The organism is Enterococcus nangangensis (assembly GCF_005405245.1).
Lineage (GTDB): Bacteria > Bacillota > Bacilli > Lactobacillales > Enterococcaceae > Enterococcus_J > Enterococcus_J nangangensis.
In genome coordinates this window covers 22,383-44,635 of record NZ_BJDR01000002.1, presented here as the reverse complement: position 1 = coordinate 44,635, position 22,253 = coordinate 22,383, and the positions used below count along the sequence as shown (strand labels likewise).

Annotated in this window: 20 protein-coding genes; 14 read left to right on the top strand and 6 right to left on the bottom strand. The window is 41.5% G+C overall.

Annotation, left to right across the window (positions count from 1 at the left end; all coding sequences use genetic code 11):
• The first annotated feature begins 157 nt into the window (after positions 1 to 157).
• On the top strand, positions 158 to 1,024 hold the full coding sequence (locus FFM57_RS01320) for a sulfite exporter TauE/SafE family protein (protein WP_137598723.1): 867 nt from the start codon (positions 158 to 160) through the stop codon (positions 1,022 to 1,024).
• A 70-nt stretch (positions 1,025 to 1,094) separates the two neighbouring features.
• On the opposite strand, the gene FFM57_RS01315 is transcribed toward FFM57_RS01320, so the two are convergent.
• Entirely contained in the window at positions 1,095 to 2,318 is a 1,224-nt protein-coding gene (locus FFM57_RS01315; RefSeq protein ID WP_137598722.1) for a hypothetical protein, read from the bottom strand.
• A gap of 162 nt (positions 2,319 to 2,480) precedes the next feature.
• On the opposite strand from FFM57_RS01315, the gene FFM57_RS01310 reads away from it, so the two are divergent.
• The 5 genes from FFM57_RS01310 (at position 2,481) to FFM57_RS01290 (ending at position 6,848) form a co-directional block, all read left to right on the top strand.
• Entirely contained in the window at positions 2,481 to 3,245 is a 765-nt protein-coding gene (locus FFM57_RS01310; RefSeq protein WP_137598721.1) for an IclR family transcriptional regulator, read from the top strand.
• A gap of 191 nt (positions 3,246 to 3,436) precedes the next feature.
• A complete protein-coding gene (locus FFM57_RS09890; protein ID WP_137598720.1) occupies positions 3,437 to 4,087 on the top strand; it encodes a bifunctional 4-hydroxy-2-oxoglutarate aldolase/2-dehydro-3-deoxy-phosphogluconate aldolase in 651 nt (216 codons plus the stop codon).
• A complete protein-coding gene (locus tag FFM57_RS09885) occupies positions 4,088 to 5,101 on the top strand; it encodes a sugar kinase (protein WP_137598719.1) in 1,014 nt (337 codons plus the stop codon). It abuts the gene before it with no gap.
• 17 nt (positions 5,102 to 5,118) lie between these two features.
• Positions 5,119 to 5,961 (top strand): 5-dehydro-4-deoxy-D-glucuronate isomerase, encoded by an 843-nt coding sequence (gene kduI / locus FFM57_RS01295; RefSeq protein ID WP_137598718.1) that lies wholly within the window; start codon positions 5,119 to 5,121, stop codon positions 5,959 to 5,961.
• 95 nt (positions 5,962 to 6,056) lie between these two features.
• The gene (locus FFM57_RS01290) at positions 6,057 to 6,848 is read left to right on the top strand and encodes a gluconate 5-dehydrogenase (protein ID WP_137598823.1); all 792 of its coding nucleotides are present in this window, start codon (positions 6,057 to 6,059) and stop codon (positions 6,846 to 6,848) included.
• Positions 6,849 to 6,940: 92 nt separating this feature from the next.
• On the opposite strand, the gene FFM57_RS01285 is transcribed toward FFM57_RS01290, so the two are convergent.
• Positions 6,941 to 8,320: an MATE family efflux transporter gene (locus FFM57_RS01285; RefSeq protein WP_137598717.1), complete on the bottom strand. Its 1,380-nt coding sequence runs from the start codon at positions 8,318 to 8,320 to the stop codon at positions 6,941 to 6,943.
• 168 nt (positions 8,321 to 8,488) lie between these two features.
• Here FFM57_RS01285 and FFM57_RS01280 point away from each other — a divergent pair, with 168 nt between their 5' ends.
• The 3 genes from FFM57_RS01280 to FFM57_RS01270 all read left to right on the top strand — a co-directional run bounded on the left by FFM57_RS01280 (position 8,489) and on the right by FFM57_RS01270 (position 12,916).
• Positions 8,489 to 9,076 (top strand): YdcF family protein, encoded by a 588-nt coding sequence (locus tag FFM57_RS01280; protein WP_137598716.1) that lies wholly within the window; start codon positions 8,489 to 8,491, stop codon positions 9,074 to 9,076.
• A 166-nt stretch (positions 9,077 to 9,242) separates the two neighbouring features.
• Positions 9,243 to 11,051 carry an ABC transporter ATP-binding protein gene (locus FFM57_RS01275; protein WP_137598715.1) on the top strand — a complete coding sequence of 603 codons (1,809 nt, stop codon included), beginning with the start codon at positions 9,243 to 9,245 and terminating at the stop codon, positions 11,049 to 11,051.
• On the top strand, positions 11,048 to 12,916 hold the full coding sequence (locus FFM57_RS01270; RefSeq protein ID WP_137598714.1) for an ABC transporter ATP-binding protein: 1,869 nt from the start codon (positions 11,048 to 11,050) through the stop codon (positions 12,914 to 12,916). Before FFM57_RS01275 ends, FFM57_RS01270 begins: the two co-directional genes overlap by 4 nt.
• A gap of 43 nt (positions 12,917 to 12,959) precedes the next feature.
• Here the strand turns inward: FFM57_RS01270 and FFM57_RS01265 are convergent, their stop codons facing one another.
• Positions 12,960 to 13,838, bottom strand: a complete 879-nt coding sequence (locus FFM57_RS01265; protein ID WP_137598713.1) for a helix-turn-helix transcriptional regulator — start codon at positions 13,836 to 13,838, stop codon at positions 12,960 to 12,962.
• A 116-nt stretch (positions 13,839 to 13,954) separates the two neighbouring features.
• Between FFM57_RS01265 and FFM57_RS09990 the strand changes: the two genes are divergently transcribed.
• Positions 13,955 to 14,086, top strand: a complete 132-nt coding sequence (locus tag FFM57_RS09990; protein ID WP_281275721.1) for a hypothetical protein — start codon at positions 13,955 to 13,957, stop codon at positions 14,084 to 14,086.
• 191 nt (positions 14,087 to 14,277) lie between these two features.
• Here the strand turns inward: FFM57_RS09990 and FFM57_RS01260 are convergent, their stop codons facing one another.
• From FFM57_RS01260 to FFM57_RS01250, 3 genes are all read right to left on the bottom strand, one after another.
• Positions 14,278 to 16,041, bottom strand: a complete 1,764-nt coding sequence (locus FFM57_RS01260) for an ABC transporter ATP-binding protein (RefSeq protein WP_137598712.1) — start codon at positions 16,039 to 16,041, stop codon at positions 14,278 to 14,280.
• Positions 16,042 to 16,078: 37 nt separating this feature from the next.
• On the bottom strand, positions 16,079 to 16,942 hold the full coding sequence (locus FFM57_RS01255) for a MarR family winged helix-turn-helix transcriptional regulator (RefSeq protein ID WP_137598711.1): 864 nt from the start codon (positions 16,940 to 16,942) through the stop codon (positions 16,079 to 16,081).
• A gap of 202 nt (positions 16,943 to 17,144) precedes the next feature.
• Positions 17,145 to 17,522 (bottom strand): iron-sulfur cluster biosynthesis family protein, encoded by a 378-nt coding sequence (locus FFM57_RS01250; protein WP_170999840.1) that lies wholly within the window; start codon positions 17,520 to 17,522, stop codon positions 17,145 to 17,147.
• Positions 17,523 to 17,663: 141 nt separating this feature from the next.
• On the opposite strand from FFM57_RS01250, the gene FFM57_RS01245 reads away from it, so the two are divergent.
• The 4 genes from FFM57_RS01245 to FFM57_RS01230 all read left to right on the top strand — a co-directional run bounded on the left by FFM57_RS01245 (position 17,664) and on the right by FFM57_RS01230 (position 22,252).
• Entirely contained in the window at positions 17,664 to 18,536 is an 873-nt protein-coding gene (locus tag FFM57_RS01245; protein ID WP_137598709.1) for a VOC family protein, read from the top strand.
• Between the two features lie 106 nt (positions 18,537 to 18,642).
• On the top strand, positions 18,643 to 19,530 hold the full coding sequence (locus FFM57_RS01240) for an AraC family transcriptional regulator (protein WP_246023341.1): 888 nt from the start codon (positions 18,643 to 18,645) through the stop codon (positions 19,528 to 19,530).
• A gap of 355 nt (positions 19,531 to 19,885) precedes the next feature.
• Complete coding sequence (locus FFM57_RS01235; RefSeq protein WP_137598707.1) at positions 19,886 to 21,253, top strand: ABC transporter substrate-binding protein; 1,368 nt, start codon at positions 19,886 to 19,888, stop codon at positions 21,251 to 21,253.
• Positions 21,254 to 21,352: 99 nt separating this feature from the next.
• Positions 21,353 to 22,252, top strand: a complete 900-nt coding sequence (locus FFM57_RS01230; RefSeq protein ID WP_137598706.1) for a carbohydrate ABC transporter permease — start codon at positions 21,353 to 21,355, stop codon at positions 22,250 to 22,252.
• The last annotated feature ends 1 nt before the right edge of the window (position 22,253 follow it).

The window sequence follows — 22,253 nt, the reverse complement described above, 5'->3', positions numbered from 1 at the left end:
AACGAAAAAAACAACCTCTGCTTTCCGGCAAAGGTTGTTTTTTTGCTTGTAGCTAGAGGCCTGTTCATCTGAAAATAAAAAAAGAAAATTTCTTTCTTTACATTTTTTGCGGGACTCTCTAAGATAAAGGGCAGAGTGTTTAGAAGGGAAGTAAAGCATGGCGACAATAATTTTAGGAATTTTAACGGTGATGTGTTGTTACTTCACTGTTGTCCTTTTTCGAAAAATTGGCTGGCACTTTGCTGGCTGGAGTACCGAATTACTTGGGTTTTCCATCGGCTTTTTAGCTGATTTTTGTGATACATTAGGCATCGGGAGTTTTATGGTGACGACGGCCAGTTTTAAAGCTACCAAATATTTAAAAGATGAACGGCATTTGCCAGGTACGCTTTTAATGATGCACGCATTACCCACACTAGTGGAAGCTGCTTTTTTCATTACGGTGGTACAAGTCGAAAGTTTGACGCTAATTACGCTTGTCGTAGCTGCCGTAATCGGGTCGCTTTTAGGCAGTCGCCTGACAGTAAAATTAGACAAACAAAAAATCCAACGTATCGCAGCTTTTGCCATGTTGTTGACTAGTTTACTAATGGCGGCTAAAAAACTCGGTTGGATTGATTTATTAGGTGCTAGTAATACGGCGATGGGCCTGCATGGCGGAGCGCTACTGATAGGAATCACCAGTAATTTTATCCTAGGCGTGCTGATGGCTGCTGGGATTGGTCTTTACGCTCCTTGTATGGTGATGGTCTACTTATTAGGGCTCAACCCTTTAGCGGCGTTTCCCATTATGATGGTTTCTTGTGCGGCGTTAATGCCCACCAGCTCTTTGACGTTTATTCGCAAGGGACTGTTCCAAAAGACCGGGATGTGGTCCATGATTATCGGCGGCATTGTTGGTGTTTTAGTAGCGGCAATTTTTGTCCGTAGTCTATCTTTAGATGCCTTGACTTGGCTAATTGTGGTGATTGGGTTAGGTACGGCTTGGACGTTGTACAAGTCGGCTACGAAGAAATTAATATAAAAATAAAACAGCTCTTCAACTAGTACGGCACTACCTAAGGGGCACGTACTAGCTGAAGGGCTGTTATTTGTTATTCAGCTAAAAATTGTTCCAATTGATCGACTGTTTCTTGCAGTAGTTGGGCGGCAAAAGCGTGTTGTTGCTTGTCGCCAATGACGTTAGCTACGAGATTCAACCGGCCGTCAAATGTGGAAAAACAAATTTGATACATGGGTACTTGGCGGAAGGCGCCCGCGGTGAAGCAGTCGGTTAAAGTGTTGCCGGCAAAGGTGTAGGTGGCCGCATGAAGTGCCGACATATTGGTATAAGAGATGCTGCGGACGTGGTAATTTTTCTTAGCGTTGGCCCGTAACTCAGCTAAAGTTTGCGTCTCGTAATTTTTAATCAAGGTTAGTGTCGATTGTAAAAATTGGTATTCTTCCTTCAATAACTTCATTTCATCATGGACTTTTTGCATGGAAGCAGTGAAGCTTTCCTTAACGTCAATGGCTGGTTGTGGATTATAACGCGCTGTGAAATTGCCAATGTGCAATTCTTCTTTTGCTTCGGGGCTTAAGAATTGGCGCGTATCAGTAGGACAAGCTAAAGGTAAGCGATCAGCTTCCGGATTGTAGGTGGCGAGCATTCGCATATAAGCAGTCAACAAGCAATCGTTAATGGTGAAACCGGCTTCCTTGGCTTTGGCGTGGAGGGCGGCAAATTTTTCTTGCGGATAAATCAGCTGTTGTGCGTCTTTATAACTAGCACCCGTAGCCTTGGGGAAAGGCAAGTTCAAGACGATGCCTGAAGTATCGGAACGTTGGGCAGCTTGTGGTAAAGTTGGTGGTAAATTTTTCAAAACCGCTTGTAAGTCCTGATGATTTTTTTTCGGAGCTAAAGCAGGATCGTTGTATAAGCTCACCAAGTAGGCCATCACTTGTTTTAAACCAGCACCATCCGCAAAAATATGACTTTCAATAAAAGTGAGCTGGTAGCCAGTGTCTATTGGTTGGTAAAAAACTTGTAATTGTGGTCCCGTTTGATAATCTAATGGAAAGTTATAGGGGCTCTCATCACGTGTCAGCTCACGAAAAATTTCGGCACTGTCGGTAACGACAGGATAAAAATAATTGTCGTCAACTTCATAGCGGCAAAAAATTTGCGGGACAGTTTGACTGAGACGATTTAAGGCCGTTTTTAAACGGGGAATATCCAGCGGTTGGGTAAAGCGAAGGACACCCAATACAGAAGGGTAAACTTTGTCAAAGCCGGTGGTGTGTAAAAGGCTCGTTGGTTGCGCTTCATAGCGTTGCACGGAAAACACCATTCTTTCTAGGAAATGTATTTGTAAAACTTGCTTTCATTGTAGCACAATTTAAAAATTTGTTGCGTATTTTCCTTAGAGAAGACTTGACAAATTTCCTAAATAGAATAAAATTTTCTTATAAGGAAATTATTTATTGAAGGAGGTGGAAGCATGGAAACCAAACCCTATGGTACTGTTTTACTGAAAGCGGCGAAGATTTTAGATTTTTTAGCTGAACAGCCCAATGCTAAATTACAGATGATTGCAAAAGGGACCACCATGACCGCACCCACCGCGTTAAAAATTTTAGATACGCTGTTATTAGTAGGCTACGTGGAAAAAAATAGCCAAAAGGAATTTTCCCTAGGGACAAAATTTATTCATTATGCCAATGAAAGTCTTTCACAAATCGACTTAACGAAAATTGCTTTGCCTTTTTTACAACAATTGCAAGCCGCAGTGGATGAGACGATTCATTTAGGAATTTTAGAAAATCACGCGATTTTGTACGTGGATAAGTTAGAGCCTTTGCACCAAAGTATCACCATGTCCTCAAAGATTGGGATTACCCGTCCCTTGTACAGTTCGGCAATGGGTAAAGCCGTGTTAGCGCAGTTCCCACCTAGTGCGGTGGAAAGTTATTTAGCTGAAGTTGCGCCGTTAAAAGCCTACACGGAAAACACCATTACCAATCCCATTCGTTTAGAAAAAGAATTGGCTTTGTCCCGTAAAAATCTCGTCGCTTTTGACGATGAAGAGATGGAAAAAGATATTTTCTGTGTCGGAGCGGCAATTGTTGCTAATGGAGAAATTCGCGGCGCTTTTAGCATCAGCATTCCTAAGTACCGCTTAACCAGCGAATTGAAAAATAAAATGGTGCAAGCCGTCTTAACCACCAAAGGACAAATTGAACAAAAACTCAGTGGCAAAAGTTAAAAAGTAATTGCCGTCTACAACAGCTAGGAAGTCGTGTGCTTCCTAGTTTTTTTAATTGATTTGCCCAAAATAAAAAATAAAGGGCAAAAAAATTCTCGCAAAACGCTTGCTTAATTTGACAGGGTTTGTATAATAAAAGTGTAAGTTTCTTAATAGAAAAATAAATTTCCATATAAGAAAAGGAGAGCTTTATGAAACGCGTAGAATTATTACAAGCGATTGAAGCGGCCGGCGTCATTGCCGTTGTTCGTGGTAAAGACAAAGAAGAAGCAGTCAAAGCAGTTGACGCCATTGTGGCTGGTGGGATGTACGGCATCGAATTAACTTTCACTGTACCCCAAGCAGATGTAGCCATTAAAGAGTTAGCTGACAAATACGCCGACCGTCCAGAAGTTGTCGTCGGTGCCGGGACTGTCTTAGATGCAGTTACCGCTCGTTTAGCCATTATGGCCGGGGCTAAATTCATCGTCAGCCCAACTTTTGATCAAGAAACCGCTGAAATGTGTAATCTTTACCAAATCCCTTACTTACCAGGTTGCATGACAATTACGGAAATGAAGACCGCTTTAAAAGCTGGCGTGGATATCATCAAATTATTCCCAGGTTCTGCTTACGGTCCAAGCATCATTAAAGCTTTCAAAGCACCATTACCATTCTTAAATATTATGCCCACAGGTGGCGTAAGTTTAGACAACATGGACGAATGGTTCAAAGCCGGCGTCATTACCGTTGGTGTTGGGGGTAACTTATTAGCTCCTTTAGCCACTGGCGATTTTGCGAAAATTACTGAAGTAGCCAAAGAATACGTGGCGAAGTTTAACGAAATTAAAGGGGCAAAATAAATGGGTAAAGTCGTAACACTAGGAGAAATTATGCTGCGACTTTCGACTCATGAAGGAACGCGGATTTCTTTAGCGGAAAATCTTAACGCCCATTATGGTGGCGGCGAAGCAAACGTGGCAATTTCTTTGGCTAATTATGGTCATGAAGTCGCCTTCGCTAGTAAAGTGCCAGCAAATGGTTTAGGCGAAGCAGTCAAACGTCATTTAGGACGTTTTGGTGTGGATACGCGTCAACTTTTAGTGGGTGGACCACGTCTAGGCACGTATTATATGGAAGCAGGCGTTGGTGAACGGGCCGCAAGTGTCATTTATGACCGCGCTGGTTCAAGCTTTGCTACCATGACAGACTTAGAGTGGGATTTACCAAGTTTATTTGCCGGTGTTGATATTTTACACTTATCTGGTATTACCGCAGCGCTTTCCAAAGAATGGCAACGTCTCTTGCTAGACTTAATGAAAGCCGCAAAAGAAGCAGAGGTTAAAGTCAGCTTCGATGTAAATTATCGTGGCCTTTTATGGACACAAGCTGAAGCGGGCGCCTTTTTGAAAAAAGCCCTACCTTATGTGGATTATTGTTCTGCTGGTAATATGGATGCTTTGTACTTGTTAAAAGTACCCGCCTATGAAGGTCAAGGCACACCGCAAGATGAGTTGATTTATTACTATCAACAAATGCAAGAACTTTTCCCGAATATTCAATTGTTTTATTCTACGAAACGCCAAGTGAAATCCGCTAGCGATAACATTCTAACCGGTACCCTTTATGTGGACGGTGAGTACTATGAATCGCCAAGCCACCATATCAATCCCATCGTGGATCGGGTTGGTGGTGGGGATGCTTTTTCCGGCGGTGTCCTGCACGGTTTACTCAGTCAAAAAGCGCCTCAAGAGCTGATTGACTTTGCAACCGCGGCGTCTGCTTTAAAACACACAGTCCATGGTGACTGTAATCAATTTAGTGCAACCGAGGTCGAACGCTTTATCAGCGCCGGCTCTGGCAAAATAATTCGTTAAAAGGAGATCAGGAAAACATGCAAAACATGGAAACACGTTACACTCATAGCCCAGAAGACATTCGTCATTACTCAACAGAACAATTAAGAAAAGAATTCTTAGTTGAAAAAATCTTTGTGCCTGGTGAAATCAGCTTAACTTACACCCACAATGACCGGATGATCTTTGGTGGGGTAACACCAACTACTGAACCATTAGAAATCAAACTTAGCAAAGAACTAGGTGTGGATTACTTCTTGGAACGTCGTGAATTAGGGGTTATCAATATTGGTGGACCTGGTGCCATTGAAATTGACGGTAAAAAAGATGAAATGAAAAAACAAGATGGCTACTACATTGGTAAAGGCACGAAACACGTGGTCTTCACTTCTGAAGATCCTGCTCATCCTGCTAAATTCTACATTTCTTCTGTTCCTGCGCACCACGTGTATCCCAACGTTAAAATCTCAATTGACCAAATCAAACCGCGTGAAACTGGTGAAAAATCAGCAATGAACGAACGGAAGATTTATCAATACATCCATCCAAATATTTGCGAAAGCTGCCAATTACAAATGGGTTACACTATCTTAAACGAAGGTAGCTCTTGGAACACCATGCCTTGTCATACCCACGAACGTCGGATGGAAGCTTATGTTTACTTTGACTTTGGTGCTGAAGATGCGAAAGTCTTCCACATGATGGGTAAACCAGACGAAACGAAACACTTAGTTGTCGGCGAAGATCAAGCAATCATTTCTCCAAGCTGGTCTATTCATACTGGGGTTGCTACTAGCAACTACTCCTTCATTTGGGCAATGTGCGGCGAAAACATTACTTACGATGACATGGACTTTGTGGAAATGGACGACTTAAAATAATTAGCAACAATGAAAAGCAACCAGTCAGGTGACTGGCTGGCAGCTTTCCTTAAACAATAAAAAAAGAAAGAAGGAATTACACCATGGCATTTGAAATGAAAAATTTTAGCCTTGAAGGCAAAGTAGCCTTAATCACTGGTGCATCTTACGGCATCGGTTTTGCAATTGCTGAAGCTTATGCTAAAGCAGGCGCTACCATCGTTTTTAACGATATTAAACAAGAATTAGTTGACAAAGGGATTGCCGCTTATAAAGAAGCAGGTATTGACGCTCACGGCTATATCGCTGACGTAACTAACGAAGAACAAGTTGAAGCGTTAGTGAAACAAGTGGAAGAAGAAGTTGGCGTGATTGATATCTTAGTCAATAATGCTGGGATTATCAAACGTATTCCAATGTTAGAAATGTCCGCTAAAGACTTCCGTCAAGTTATCGACATCGACTTAAACGGACCTTTCATCGTGTCTAAAGCTGTTTTACCAAGCATGATTAAAAAAGGTCATGGTAAAATCATTAACATTTGCTCCATGATGAGTGAATTAGGTCGCGAAACAGTTGCTGGTTATGCTGCAGCTAAAGGCGGACTTAAAATGTTAACGAAAAATATCTGTTCTGAATTTGGTGAAGCTAATATCCAATGTAACGGCATTGGACCTGGTTACATCGCTACGCCACAAACTGCACCTTTACGTGAAAAACAAGCCGATGGTTCTCGTCATCCATTTGACCAATTCATCGTTTCTAAAACACCAGCAGCTCGTTGGGGGGAAACAGAAGATTTACAAGGACCTGCAGTGTTCTTAGCTTCTGATGCTTCTAACTTCGTGAATGGACATATCCTTTACGTTGATGGTGGGATCTTAGCTTACATTGGTAAACAACCTTAAAAATTAAAGATATTTTTAGGACGACTCCCACGAGTCGTCCTTTTTTGTGTAAAAAAAACAAGCCGAACCTCGTAAGAAGTTCAGCCTGTTGCTTATTCAGGAACGATATTTTTAATCCATAAATCAGATTTAATAAGGCGATAACCAATGATGCTTTTTAACAGTTCCACTAGTTGACAAATGAGGTAGACAAAGACGATGGTTAGGGCAGTGTGGGTACTGAGGAGGTAAGCTAATGGCAGCACCACCACCCACGTAAAGACGCTGTCAAAAAGAAAGGTAATAAACGTTTGGCCACCAGAGCGGAGAATAAAGTAGCTGGCATGATTAAAGGCATACATGGGCATACAAAGGGCGGCGACGCGAATAAATTGGCTAGCGAGGGCTTTCACACTACTGTCTGTTTGATAAATTTCTGGGAAGTAAGGGGCAACTAAGGTCATCAGTAGACCAATCACCAGACAACTGACGACGGAAAAGAATAGCAATTTCGTCGCTGTGTCCCGCGCTTTTTTAAATTCATTGGCTCCTAGCAGTTGGCCCACCATCACGGCTACCGCGCCACCTAACGCCATATAGACAATATTGAAAAGATTGGAAACGGTGGAAGAAATATTTAAGGAAGCAATGACGGAAAGTCCCCGCACAGAATAAGCTTGAACGATCATGGTTTGCCCAATGGCCCATAAAATTTCGTTAGCCATTAAAGGGGAACCTTTTTGTAAAATTTGTTTGATTAAAGTTACAGGTACTTGGAAATGACGGTAAGCTTTGACGATGAAAGGATTATCGGCTTGATGGCGATGCACCCAGTAGACGGTAATTAGACACTCGACAATCCGCGCGACTAAAGTGGAGATTCCCGCCCCCACGACACCAAATTTAGGGAAGCCCAACAGACCAAAGATTAAAAGAAAGTTCAAGGAAGTGTTGGTAACCACCGCGATACTACTGGCAAACATCGGCACCACCGTTTTACCCATTTCCCGCAAAGAACTGGCGTAAGCTTGCGAGATAGCAAAAAAGGGTAGGCTAAACAATAAGTAAGTCAAAAAACTTTTCGCCGATTGCAAGGCCAAGCTCAGTTCTGCTGAAGTGGCATCACCATGCAGATAAAGAGAGATAAAAAAATCTTGCCCGAAAAAAAGTAAGCCCATCGCTAAAAAACAGATGATTAAGTTCCCCACTAATTTAAAACGAAAAGCGTCCCGCATCCCGCGAAAGTCCTTTTTGCCATAAAACTGCGTACCAAAGATGCTTCCCGCCGAGACCATCCCAAAAATACTTAAGTTAAAAACAAAAATCAGCTGATTGATGATGGCCACCCCAGACATTTGTGCCGTGCCAATTTGGCCCACCATTAAATTGTCTAATAAACCGACGAAGTTTGTAATGGCATTTTGAATCATTACCGGCACCGCAATTAAAAAGACGGTGCGATAAAAAGCTTTGTCCCCAATAAATTTTTTCATTTCTCCTCCTATGTAAAGCAATATCTGCAAGCTAGTATAACAAAAATGCAACGGCGGTAAAAGATGAGGAGGAGGTTTTAGAAAAATTTTTTTAAGTAAAAATTAAAGAGCAGCGGGGGAGTTTTTCCGGTAAAATAAAAGAAATGTTCAATCATAAGGAGGTAGCTCATGAAAGAGCGCATCATTAAGGAGGTTGGTGATTTTATTTTTGTCGCCGACGCACCACAACCGGTGGATGTCATTTTTATTCCTGGGGGGAGCCACCCGGCGTTACCAGAATATGCAGCCCGTTTATACCAACAAGGCTTGGCGCCGATATTATTACCCGCTGGTGGAGTGAGTATTAAAACAGGTTTTTTCCCGGGGGTGAAGGAAAATCCGGGAACTTATCAGGAAAAGTATGCTAGCGAGTGGGGATTTTATCAGGATGTACTCCTAAAAAATGGCGTACCCCAAGCGGCAATTTTGAAGGAAGATCAGTCGCGTTATACGAAAGAAAATGCCCTTTTCTCCTGCAAGGTTTTAGCCGCACAAGGTATTGTTGTAAAAAGAGCAATCATTTGTTGCAAGTCCTTCCACGCTAGACGCTGTTTAATGTTATACAGCATCGCTTTTCCTGAGGTGGAATTTTTGGTTTGCCCAGTGGATGTTTATGGTGTGACGCAAGCTACCTGGTGGCAAACTTCCGATGGCCGAAAACGTGTCTTAGGAGAACTAGCACGGTGTGGACAACAGACAGAAGAATTATTTAGCTAGGTTTAAAAAGGTAGCGTTTTAATTTGAATTTTTATGTCCCAGTAAAAATTCAAATTCTTCCGTTACCTTTTTTTATTTTTACCGTTCACGCTAAAAAAACAACCGTTCGCGCTGAAAACCACCAAAATTTTATTTTTCTGTTAGAGTAAAAGACGAGGTGAAGAAAATGAAACAATATAAGTTTTGGCACAATTTTATTTGGTATTTTAAAATCGTCGCCCGTCATGAACCCACACTGTTTTTGTGGATGTTTTTAGGTGTAGCGTTTACTACGGGGCAAATGTTTTTAACCGCCTTATTGCCTAGCGTTATCGTTACGGCCTTAACGGAAGGTCGCGATTTAAAAACGACTTTATGGCAGATTTTTGCCGTCGGACTCGCCTTAAATCTTTGTCAACAAGGGGCTAGCTTAATATGGAAGTGGGCCTCTATGAAAAAGATGACTATTCGCGTCACCGAAATGGGCAAAGCCGCTCTAGGTCTGACTCAAATTTCTTATGAGAAATTAGAAGATCCCAAGGTGCGGGAACGGTATCAACGCTCCTTTCAAAATGCTTTTTACATGGGGAATAGTTCCAGTATGGAAGCCTACTTGGAGTATTGGTATCGCTTCTTACAAAATATTATGAGCTTGCTCTTCTTTTTAGGGACGTTAGCAGTGTTTAATCCTTGGATTATGCTGTTGATTGTGGCAGGGAGCATCCTTAGCTTTATCGGGAAAAGTGCTTATAACCGCTTTTACGCTAAGATTAAAGAGCAGTATATGCATCCTTACACGAAAAAAGATTATTTGAGACGCAATGCCTATCAAATTGAAAGTGGTAAAGATTTGCGGCTTTATCATATGTGGGGCTGGTACAAAAAATTAATTGAAGACAATCATCACGATTTGTTGCATTTGGATAAGCGCAATAGCTTGGCTACTTTTTTAGCCGATCTCTTGACGCATGGGGTTAACTTTGCGCAAAACTTAGGCAGCTATTTGTTTTTATTACTGGGAGCTACTGCCGGTCGGTTAACCTTAGGACAGTTTACTTTGTATTTCGGTTTTGTTAACCAATTTAGTACCTTAACTTTTACCATGGTGGATGCGTTAACTAAAATTAAAAGAGCCGATAACGACAACAGTGACTACCGTAATTGGGAAGATGAAGTGCAGGAAAGCGTTGTGAATTTTAATGAGCGCAAGGCCACTTTTGCCGAAACGGAAAAAATACAGCTGGTTTTTCAAAATGTCAGCTACCAATATCCCCATGCTACGACTAAGTCAGTAGACAATGTCAGTTTTACCATTACACCAGGAGAAAAGATTGCCTTGGTGGGGGCCAATGGTGCGGGAAAAACGACGATTGTAAAACTAATTAACGGTTTATTGGAACCCACCAGCGGTAAAATTTTATTAAACGGCGTGGATGTTACAACGCTAGACCGTACTTTTTACCAACAGTTGATTGCCCCCGTTTTTCAAGATTCTTTAGTCTTCGCCTTATCCTTAGGGCAAAATGTTTCCTTAGCTCCAACGTATGAAGGAGAGCGCTTAGCCATCGCCTTAAAACAAAGTTACTTAGGCGCAAAGGTGGCCAGTTTAGCCAAAGGAGTGGAGACTCCTCTCACCCATTATTTAGCAATGGACGGCGTGGAATTATCTGGCGGGGAAGAGCAGAAGTTAATGTTAGCCCGCGCCCTTTATAAAGATGCCCCCGTTTTAATTTTAGATGAACCCACCGCCGCTTTAGACGCTTTAGCCGAAAGAGAAATGTATGAAGGCTATAGTGGGCTGGTGCAAGGGAAGACGTCGCTTTTTATTTCCCACCGCTTGGCTTCCACCCGCTTTTGTGATCGGATTTTCTTTATGGATCAAGGGCAACTGTTGGAAGTCGGCACCCATGAGGAACTTTTAAAGCAAAAAGGCAAATACGCAGAGATGTATCACGTGCAAAGTTATTATTATCAAAAGGAAGTGGCTCAAGGATGAAAAAAATAATTGGTGACTATCAAAAAATTATCCGGCTCATTTGGCTCTGTCAAAAATCAGTCCTCTTTTATACGGTAGCCTTTGCGATTACTTCGGTGGTGTGGTCTTTTAGTGGCTTGTGGCTAAGTGCGCTAGTGATTAATGGCTTAGTAGCTAAAGCCAGCTTTCAGACTTTAAGTAGTCAAGTGTTCTTCTTTTTGCTAATCATTTTCGCAATCGGGGCTTTAAACGCTTGGCTAGATAAAAAAAGAGACGACGCAGCTTCCGCTTTAGGGTATCAAATTGATGAAATTAGTAATTTAAAATTGTTAGAGATTTCGTATTTTCAATTGCAAGACCCTGAATTTCGGGAGGAGTACCAGCGAGCAACTGATGCCAGCCAATACAATGGCGGGATGTATCAACTAGTGAATACGCAATTTGCGAGTATTTTAAATGGCTTAGTGGCTTTAGTCTTAGGGCTAATTTTTTTAGTGAAGCTGGGGCAAATGACAGCCACCGTAACTAGTTCTTTAGGTAGCTGGACCAACTCGTGGAGTTATCTACTCCTCTTAGTTTTGGTGATTTTATTACCTATGGGGATTAACTTTTTGGCGGCGATTAAAAAAGCGCGTTTTGAAAAAGAAAATTTTGAAGACAATGTCAAAACGAATAATCAAGCAGGTTACCTAATCAATACCTTGGCCGATTATGAAAATGGTCCAGTAATGCGTTTATATCAAGCTGGAAAATTATTGGGGGAACAGTATCAAAAGTGGCAAAAGGTGATTCAAAAAAATGGTCAAAAGATGATTAATCGTCAATTGCAGGTGGAAGGGAGCGCCAATCTCTTGACGAGTATTTTAAACGTTGCTGTTTATCTACTGGTGGTCTTAAAAGCTTACTTTGGGGCTTTAGCCGTGGGTTCCGTCATCCTTTACGCCGGTTACTTTATTCAAATGACTAGTGCCCTAAGCGAAATGTTTGCTAGCTTTGGTCGCGCGAATACCTATGTGCCGATTTTGAGTTTCTATTATGATTTTATGTATAAAAAAGCGACAACTACGGGGACGCTACCCGTAGAAAAACGCAATGATAATGAGTACGAAATTGAATTTCACGACGTTTCCTTTCAATATCCGGGAAGCGAAGAATGGATTTTACGCCATTTAAATTTGAAATTAACCATCGGAGAAAAATTAGCTTTAGTCGGGCGCAATGGTTCCGGCAAGAGTACTATTGTGAAATTGTTGACGCGCCTTTATCCAGCCACGAGTGGGGTGATTACGTTAAACGGCATTGATATTAATAAGTATGACCTCAATGAATATCAAAGCATTTTAGCCGTCGTTTTCCAAGATTTTAAATTATTTTCCTTTAGTGTGGCAGAAAATGTTGCGGCTAGTCACCAACCAGATAAAAAACGCGTGGCAGAAGCCCTTTATATTGCCGGGGTGGATCAGCGGGTCGCGCAAATGCCTCAAGGCAGTGCCACCACCTTATACAAAGATTTAGAACCAACCGGTGTCGAAATATCCGGTGGTGAAGCGCAGAAAATTGCCATTGCCAGAGCGTGGTACCGAGATGCACCTTTTGTCGTGTTGGATGAACCGACTAGTGCATTGGATCCTTTTTCTGAGTTTGAAGTCTATCGTCGCTTTGACGAGTTGGTGCAAGACAAAACTTCGATTTATATTTCCCACCGCATGAGCTCCACCCGTTTTGCCGATAAGATTATCGTCTTAGCAGATGGTGAGATTAAAGAAAGCGGCAATCACGCGAGTCTTTTAGCGCAAAATGGCTTGTACGCAGAACTTTTCAATGCCCAAGCGGCCTATTATACAGAACAGTTAGCTGCCCAACAAGCGAAAACTTTATTTGCTTAAGAAAAAAATGTCCTACCACCAAAAATAGGAGCAGGGCATTTTTTTAACATTCTAGTTTTAAACCATACTTAGCAGCCAACTCGTCAATGTGTTGTAAGACGACTTGATTATCCGTCAACTGAGCTAAAAATTGCGCTTTACGTAAATAGTCTCGCGCTGCTAACGCTTCTGGCGCTTTTTTATGGTAGGGCTGCAGGGAAGCTAAGAGGTTAGCCGCAATCCGAAAATAAAATTGCTCGATACTGGCGAGATTCGTGCTTTGACCATAAAAGTGAATAGCTTTTTGGGTAATCTCGTTACTTTTTTGATACTCGCCAATTTTAGAATAAAACTTGCTAACGTTATTCAAGACTTTTAAAATCGCCCGCGTTCCGCTGATATTGTCGGTTTCCACTTGCCAAACGGTGGCAAGGGCTTGTTCAAAATAATAGCGCGCTTTGTCATCTTCTTTTTTCTCAAAATAAATAATCCCTAAGCCATTAAAAGCTAAAGTGCGGGTGGCAGGAGTTAATTCCGTAGCCTGCAAGACGACGTTCAGATAAAATAAAGCATTCTCATAATCACCTTGATAGATTAACGCTAAATTTCCTTTCGTGAAAAAGTAACGATTTTTAAGCTCGGCGGGAACTGCATCAGCTTGTAACTTGTCTAGCTCATGTTGCGCCTCGGCTAATTTATAAATATCTACGAGGCGATCCACCTCATTGAGGGTTTGTTCTGTTAAGTCGCTAAACTCCGAAAAAACTTCATTCAAAGTTAAATTAAGTTTCAAACAAATTTTAACGAGGATATTCAACATGGGCTCGATATTTTTCGCTTCAATTTTAGAAATCGTCGCTTGCGTACAAATATCTGTTGCTAAATCACTTTGGGACAAGCCAAGACTTTTGCGCCGCTCGGCAATCACCTTACCTAAAAGCATAAGTATTCTCCTTTTGTTATCAAAATATATTGCTATCTTTTACGGAAAGGTACATAATAAGTTGCACCAAAAGCCGTGTGCATTGGTGATTATACTACTTTTTAGGAGGAAAGAGAATGAAAAAATTTTTAAAAGTAAGCTTAGCAGCACTAGCTTTCTTAATTATCGGGGCTTCAGTAGCCACCACCGCCTACGCTGACGGCGTAGATGATCCTGAAAAAGGCGACACGCTACCTTGGAATCGTTAAGCGCATAAAACATTTTATGTAAGCTGCGCGCTTTTTGTAGTGGAACGTTTATATGTTCTAACATGGCAAACAGGAAAAATTAAAAAAAGCACTAAAGCTCTCCTTCAATGCTTTGCGCAAAGTGATTCTTAAACTTTGGCGAAAGGTTTGTCAAGTTGATCTTTAATGCTTTTTATTTAGCAGCAATTTTTCTAGTTAACCACTTGTTCGGCAACATATTGGCTGTACAATTCATGCGTGGCCATTAGTTCTTGATGCGTACCATGTCCCGTAATTTGCCCTTTTTCAATGAAGTAGATTTGATCTGCTTCTACAATGGTGGAAAGACGGTGGGCGATGACTAAAGTCGTCCGGCCTTCCATCAAATGTTCGAGGGCGCGCTGGACTTTTTCTTCCGATTGGGAATCTAGACTAGCCGTAGCTTCATCCAACATTAAAATTTTAGGATCCCGTAAGAAGGCTCGGGCGATGGCGATACGTTGTTTTTGCCCGCCGGATAATTTGACGCCCCGTTCGCCGATTTCAGTAGCTAATTGTTGGGGGAAATCTTTGACGAACTGGTCAGCATACGCTAACCGTAACCCTTGCCAGAGTTCTTCGTCGCTTAAGTGTCGCTCTAAGCCGTATTGTAAGTTGTCGCGAATGCTTCCGGCAAAGACGGCGCTGTCTTGTGAGACATAGCCGATTTGACTTCGCCAACTTGCTAAATCTAAAGTTTGAATATCGGTGTCCACAATCAAGACTTGTCCACCATCTGCCACGTAAAACCGTTCCAATAAGGAAAAAATTGTCGACTTGCCACCGCCACTAGGCCCAGCAAAAGCAATCACCGTATTAGGTTTTGCGACAAAAGAAATATCGTGTAAGATACTTTGCTCTTTTGTATAGCCAAAACTTAAGTGCTCAGCACGTAAAGTTTCACCAGTGACGTCTAAAGTCGTTCCTGCTGTTGCAACTTCTAAAGGCGTAGCGAGGATTTCTTGAATCCGTTCCGTAGCCCCCATCGCTTTTTGCAATTGAGAAAAGAAAGTGGCAAAGCTCATGACAGGAGAAAGGATATTAAAAAGATAAAGGAGAAAAGCCACTAGGGAACCACTCGTCATGGTACCTTGTTGAATCCGTACGGCACCGTAGCCTAAGATACCGACAAAAAGTCCTAGCATCGCCGTCATCATAATCGGTTGTAAAAAGGCTTCAATTTTAGCATCTTTAATCCCTAAAGAAAAAATTTTGTGAATGGCTTGCCCACCGTTGTTTTTTTCATAGGCTTCGCCGTTACTGGCTTTAATTAAACGGACTTCCGCTAGCTTTTCATTGACCTCACCGTTAAATTCTGCCATTGCTCCTTGCAACTGCCGCCCTAATTTACTCATCACTTTACCAATCGGTACCATAATTAAGGCAATGACGGGTACTGCGCCAAACATCATGGCGGCCATCTTCCAATCCATCACAAAAAGAATAACCATGGAGCCCACCAACTGAATGCCACCGGTAATAAAACTGGGGAATTGCTTGGTTACTAAATCTTTTACTACCGTGGTGTCATTCACTAGGCGGGAAGTGCTTTCGCCGGCTTTATGTTCATCAAAGTAACTTACCGGCAAATGGAGGAGATGCCCCCATAAGCGCTCCCGTAACGTTTTGACGGCGTCTTCCCCCACGAAGCGGAGGAGATAACCGCCGATTGTGCCAAAGGCTAACTGCGCTCCAAAGGCCAAAATTAAAATAATAACCATGCGACTATCGATATGAGCTAAGCCGCTAGTATCCACCAAGCCCTTCGTTAACTGCGGGACGATCAGGGATGCACCACTGGTAATTAAACTGAGAAAAATACCACAGATAAATAAAGCTTTCTTGGGGCTAACGCTATTGATTAAGCTCATAAATTTTTTAAAAGTAAACGTCCCGTCGCTTTTTGGTCGGTCTACTATTCTAATATCTCGTTCCATCTTGCTACCTCTTTGTTAGTCTGTACTAACAACTTTTCTAAAAGTCTGTCCAATCGTCTGTGTCCTTGGTATCACGCTCATCGTCTTCATGAGTGGGATGAGGAGTAAAAGGCTGATCACGGAAAAAGTCGTGGCGGTCGGTCTCGTCTGTTGAAAAGTCAGCCCCAAAGTGTGGGGGAAACGGTGGACGAGGACCGCCATGACCTGGGTGCATGCTCCAAGGATTGCGGGGCTGTTTGCCTCGTTGACCACCAAAACCAAAACTACGAGGGTCAAAGAATCCAAATTTTTCAGGATCAGCAGCAGCCTGACGTTGTGCGTCTTTCATGGCATTGCGCATTTTTTTCTGTAATTCCCGCTTCTCTTCAGTTGATAAGTTTTCCCAATCGCCATCAAAGTCAGCCATGAATTGATTACGCAATTGTTGCATCGCAGCTAGGCGGTCAAAAGGATCAACAAAACGTTGGGCTTGCTTTTTAATTTCTGGTGACCAACCGTTGGCGATTTTAGCGAGACTGGCACTGAAATCAGCTTGCTCTGCTGTGGATAAACCAGCAAAGAAAGCATCTGAAGCATTGGAAGCTTGCTTTTGTTGCAAAACAGTCGCTCGTTGTCGCCCTTGTTCTGTTAAATAAATGTGTTTTACGCGTTTGTCGTTAGCATCTTCTTGGCGGGTGATATCACCGCTAAGTTCTAATTTTTTCAATAACTCCGCTAAAGAGCTGGGGCGCAAATCTAAAATTTCTACCAAATAACTTTGGACGACACCATCTTCCACCGCTAACATGGCTAAGACGCGTTCTTGACCAGAAAGACGTTGTTTACGTTGGCGCATAAAACTGTTACTTGCTTCGTTGATTATCCACAGTTGTTTCATTAATTCATCGGTTAGTTGACTCATTATTTTCGTCCTCACTTCGTTTTAAATTTATATAGTTCGGTACCTAACAAATTGTCAACTATTTTTTATTGAGTACGTAAAAAAAATTTTTTCAACACCAAAAGCCCAACTTCCGTAAAGGAAAATTGGGAAGTCTGTAAAAAATTATCTTCACTACAAAAAAAGATTGCGCCAGCAATAACTACTGACACAATCTTCTAGCTTAGCAATCGTGCGCCGCACCGCTATAGCTGGCTACGGGTTCTGCTAAATGTAAATTGGCATCTAGGATGCCTGTTTCATTGGTGAGCTGCAATAGATGCAAATGCTCATTAAAAGTCACGCGGGGGGCGTCCCCTAAAAACATTTTCTCATAGTTGGAAATATAAATTTCGTACGGGTCCGTTTGCACGCGTTCCGTGAAAGGTTCAACAGCTTGTTCCACAGGGACTAATTGAAAACGATCGCCAATCATGCACGCACCACCAGCCGAAGAAAATTCATTGGCACCATCGTTAGTGGTTAGTAAAAATACTTTTTGGTGGGGCAGTTTATCGCGGAGCACTTGTGCCGCGCTAGTCGTCATGGTAACTTTCATCATTATCATCTCCTTACTTTCATTATAGAAGGCAACAGCTAGAGCGTAAACTTTTCTGCTTTTAGCATGCCGATGTTTTCCTAAGCCTCTTCTTACTAGGTCGTGTTAGACTGGAAGTAATGAGAAGCTTAAGGAGGAAATACCATGACGACAAAGATGCCAGAATTTCAAATCTCGCCCCACCTGAGTTTAGGGCTAGTAACCTTAAATGTTGCGCAGTTAGATATTGTCGCTGACTTTTATCAAAAAGTAATCGGCTTAAAAATCTTACAACAAACGCCAACAGCCGTGACCCTCGGCACCCAAGAGACGCCACTTTTACAGCTATTAAAAATTAATGCCCCTCTTGCCCAGCCCACAAAAGCAGGATTATTTCATTTGGCTTTCTTAGTGCCTCGGGAAGAAGATTTAGCAGCAGCTTTAGCTCACTATCGTTCCTTTGACATTTTTTATCAAGGCAGTAGTAATCATGGTTACAGCGAAGCATTGTACCTACAAGATCCTGAAGGCAATGGTCTTGAAATTTATTGGGATCAGCCGGTGGAAAAATGGGATATCCGTGGGGATGGTGAAATTGTCGGAGTTACTTTACCGTTAAATGAAGGAGCGCTCCTAGAAAAATTCCCAACTATGCCGGCATGGTCAGGGCTACCAACGCATACAAAAATTGGTCATCTGCATTTGCGTGTTCAGAATTTAGCTGCCACTGAAGATTTTTATGTGGGCGTCTTAGGCTTAAGCCTAAAAAGTAATTACGGTCAACGTGCTAAATTTTTTGCGGCCGGTTCTTACCATCATCATCTAGGAGCCAACACTTGGCAAGGAGATAATTTACCACAGCAGCACGCAACGGATTTAGGTTTAATTTCTTTTACCCTGCAGCTGCCGCAATTAGTCGATCTCCACGAACTTTGTCAACATTGGCAACAATTAGGTGTGACCTATCAAGAAGTGACAGAAACACAAGTTGTGATTACCGATCCTAATGGTCTTGCCTTAAAGATTATCGTACTTTGAGATTATTTCGGCTGAAATTTCAATGTTTTTTAGAAAAAATGACAAAAGGTGATGGCGGTTTCTTGAAAATTGGTATACTATAGAAAAAAGATGCATGGAAGAGGAGATGGGGAGCTTGAAGCAAGTCTTATATCAAGGGATGATGGAAGGGTTAAACATTGATCGTTCCACCCGCGACAATTCCTACAATATGGTGAAGCATTGGCATCCAGAGTATGAAATCCAGTTTTATTGTGATGGTAAGCGCCATTTTTTTATTGAAGATCAGCATTACGTAGTAAAAGCCGGGAGTTTAGTTTTAGTGGACTCTGGCAAAATTCATAATACGTATTCCAATAATTTAATTTTTCATGATCGCGTTTTGTTGCTCTTTGAAGGCGAGCGGTTTAAAGAACCCATGGCGGCGTTAAATATTGATTTGGCTGCTTTTTTTGCCAAGTATCAAGGGGTGATACAGGTACCCCCGGCAGATTGGGATTACGTACAAAAATTACTGCAAGATATCGGTAAAGAAGTGCAGCAAAAAGATTTAGACTATCAGAGTTTTGTAGCCTTACGTTTAGCCGAACTGCTGATTTATGTCTTACGCTTAAAAGCAAATGGTACCCGCAAAGAAAATAATCCGGCCCAAAGTAGTGACGCTAACTTGGTGGACGAAGTGAAACGTTACATTCGCGACAATTGTGAGACGGTGGGTTCACTTGAAGAAATTGCCGATCATTTTTATCTGAATAAATTTTATCTCAGTCGTTTGTTTAAACAAAAAACCGGCTATACCATTACCGAGTTTACCAACATTCAAAAAATTCGACGCTCACAAAAATTACTAGAAGATACGGAAGATTCCATCGCCGATATTGCCTTTCAAGTGGGCTATGAGAGTGTCACGTATTTCAATCGCGTCTTTAAAAAATACATTGAAACATCTCCTTTGCAATACCGCAAGAAACAAATTGCCTATAAGAAGAGCTTGCGGGAGAAAAATAACTTTTAAAAAAGTCTCCGTTAAGATAACGGAGACTTTTTTTGCGGTTAAAAGAAAAGATAACTATTTGAAGCTTGATAATAATTGAGCAAGTAAGAAGGAAAACTTGTTCTTTTTTCAGTAGAAAATAGAGGAACTAAGTTGTCTGAAGATTTTAATTGTTTAATTACCAGCGTTTTTGTAAAGAAGACGAACGTTTAACTTCCAAAAAGTAAGTTAAAATAGTGCGAAAAATACAAAAAAAGTTGACTTATTTGTGAAGGTCTTGAGAAGTACTTGCTAAAGTTTTGTAGTGTTGTATATTAATGGTAAGCGTATACAGACGCAATCGTTTAAACTATTTATAACAACGGAGGGAACAAGAATGAAAAAGAAATCTTTACGACGTTTAATGGTAAGCGGTTTATTATTGACAGCCTTTTTAGCAGGTTGCGGATCCAATAATAACGATTCCAAGGACAGCACGGATAAAAGCGGTACAGCAAGTTCTGGCGATGCAGGCATCACTAAAGACGACGTAACCATTAAATTTTCTTGGTGGGGTGCCGATAACCGTCACGAAGCCATGCAAAAAGTAGTAGACCTTTACGAAAAAGCTAACCCAAATGTAACAGTTGAAGTAGAATATGGTGCTTGGGATGGTTGGCAAGCTAAAGTCTTAACACAGCTTTCTGGTAAAACAGAAGCCGACGTCATGCAAGTTAACTACAACTGGTTATTCTCCTTTGGTCAAGGCCAAAATGTTTTCTATGACATGAACAAAGTCAAAGACTACATTCACTTGGAAAACTGGGATGAAGGATACTTAGAAGCGATGCAAGTTCAAGGCGCTCAATCCGCAGTACCTTACGGAATGACAGCCCGGGTAATGTTAATGAATGAAGCCTTATATAAAGAAAAAGGTTTAGAATTACCACAAACATATGATGATTTATTAGCAGCTGGTAAAGTGATTGCTAAAGACAACACTGCAACTGGTGAAGCTAACCAATATGCAATGGTCAATAACGGTAAAGTTTCTAAAGACTTGTTTATCGCGCAAATGCTTTACGATAACACCGGTAAAGTAATGCAAACAGACGGTAAAGTAAACTACAGCGTTGAAGATGTAGAAAAAGTTTTAGAACAATTTAAAGCTTTAGAAGATGCTGGTGCAATGCCAACATTTGCTCAAGATAGCGCAATTGAAACCAACGCAAACCCACAATGGGTTGAAGGTAACGCTGGTGGAACTTACGAATGGGCGAACTCTTTAGCTCAATGGGCTGAATCTTACAAAGGTGGCGCTAATCCTGATGATTTAACTGTAGGACCTTACTTACAAGTAGATGACAGTACAAAACCATCTGTTTATGTAAAACCTAACTTTGGGTATGCTATTTCTCAAAACTCTAAGAATCCAGAAGTTGCTGCTGACTTCATTAACTTCATCATGACTGACGAAGAAGCTGTAGCGGCTGCAGCTGACAGCTTAGGCATTTCTAGTAACAAAGTAACGTATGACTTACAAGTTAAAAACGACATCGTATCTGGTGTAGTTGCTGAAGGGTACGACTTGTTAGACGGTTATGAACAAACTGTTATGGATCCTTACTTCGAAGATGAAAACGTACGTGGCGAACGCTACACAGCAATCGAAGCATTCCGTTCTGGTACGGCAACTGCTAAAGAAGCTGCTAAACAATACGTAGAAAAACAACAAGAAGCCTTAGATCAATATTACAGAGACTAATTAGCGTTTGAATCAGAGGTAGGGGGAGTCGTCCGAGAAGTAGGGGGAGACCCCTGCCTCTGATTGTTTTACGTAAGGGAAAGAGGGAACAAGCAATCTATGAAAAATAAAGCAAAAGGAAAGAAAAAGCTGAACATTGTAGTAGCTTTAATGTTGTTGCCGTGGATTATCGGCTTTCTAATCTTTAAAGTTTATCCAATTGTTATTTCGTTTATTTACAGCTTACAAAACTATCCGATTTTAGGTGCCCGAACCTTTGTAGGCTTGGATAACTATGTGCGGATCTTTACCAAAGATGATACTTTCCGTGCCGCCTTTGTAGCTACTATGAAATATGTATTATTCGGTGCACCATCTGTTGTTATCGTAGCTTTTATCGTAGCGGCAATTTTAAACTTCAAACTTAAAGGAGTAAACTTCTTCCGAACAGCTTATTACATTCCATCTATCTTAGGGGGAAATGTCGCTGTTTCTATCCTTTGGGTAATGTTGTTTGATGTCCATGGACCGGTAAACACGGTTTTAAGTATCTTCACTTTTGGGAATGAAGTGACAATTAACTGGGCGAAAGATCCGACTTTTGCGGTCATCACCTTGATTATTTTAAAGACCTGGCAATTTGGTTCCACGATGTTGATTTTCTTATCCGCTTTACAAGGGGTATCAGCTTCAGTGTATGAAGCAGCGGAAATCGATGGCGCTTCTAAATTCCGCCAATTAATTAGTATCACCGTGCCAATCATTACGCCGGTCATCTTGTTTAACATGATTAACGTGTTAGTTAAAGCCTTCCAAGAATTTAACTCCGCGTATCTGATTACTAAAGGTGGACCGAACAACGCCACCTATTTCTTAAATCTATACATTTACGACCAAGCTTTCCAACGTGGGAACTACGGCTATGCCAGTGCTTTAACGTGGATTTTATTAGCCATCATTGGGGTCTTCACGGTAATTATCTTCAAGTCTTCCAATAAATGGGTATACTACAACGATTAGG